Raw genomic sequence first — 757 nt, 5'->3', positions numbered from 1 at the left:
GCCTCTGACGCCAAGAGCGCGACCAGCTGCCGCGGCGCCGGCTCCCATTCAACCGCCGCCGCCATCGGCGCCGGCCCCGCCGCCGTACCAGCCCTACCGTGTGCCACCGTCGATAGATGAGGCCGAGATCACCGATCCCGGTCGGTTTGCGCCGCCGTCGGGTTGGCGCCGCGTTGTGCACAAAGCCACGTCGGGCCATGTCAACCCCGGAGCCTCCCGGAAAGAACGCCGACAGGAACATCTGCTCGCCGAGATCCGGCAGCCGATCGTCGGGGACTTCCGCATCGCGGTGCTCTCGATCAAAGGTGGGGTCGGAAAGACCACCACCACATTCGGTTTGGGTTCGGCGTTGGCGACCGTGCGCCATGACCGGGTGATCGCCGTCGACGCCAACCCGGACCGCGGGACGCTGGGGGAGCGGGTGGGTGACGCGTCGACGCCATCAACCGTGCGTGACCTGTTGTCCGACCCGAACATTCACCGCTACGCCGACGTTCGCAATCACACCCTGATGGCCACCAGCCGCCTCGAGGTGCTTGCCAGCGAACAGGATCCAGCGGTGTCCGAGGTTTTCGGCGCCGAAGATTACCGGCGCACCGTCGACATTTTGCGACACTTCTACAACATCATCCTGACCGACTGCGGCACCGGCATCATGCATTCGGCGATGTCGGCGATTCTCGACCTCGCACACTCCATCGTGCTGGTCAGCTCGCCGGCCATCGACGCCGCGCGCAGCGCCTCGGCGACCCTGGAT

The 757-nt window shown here is 66.7% G+C and carries 1 protein-coding gene; it reads left to right on the top strand.

The genetic code is table 11. The features are described from left to right. The coding region (locus A5645_RS22860) for a MinD/ParA family ATP-binding protein (protein WP_155768135.1) at window positions 1-757 on the top strand (757 nt) is incomplete at both ends.

Origin of the sequence: Mycobacterium asiaticum (genome assembly GCF_001673635.1) — a bacterium.
Lineage (GTDB): Bacteria > Actinomycetota > Actinomycetes > Mycobacteriales > Mycobacteriaceae > Mycobacterium > Mycobacterium asiaticum_C.
Note: the sequence above shows the minus strand (reverse complement) of the source record. Positions and strands in the feature narration are given on the sequence as shown.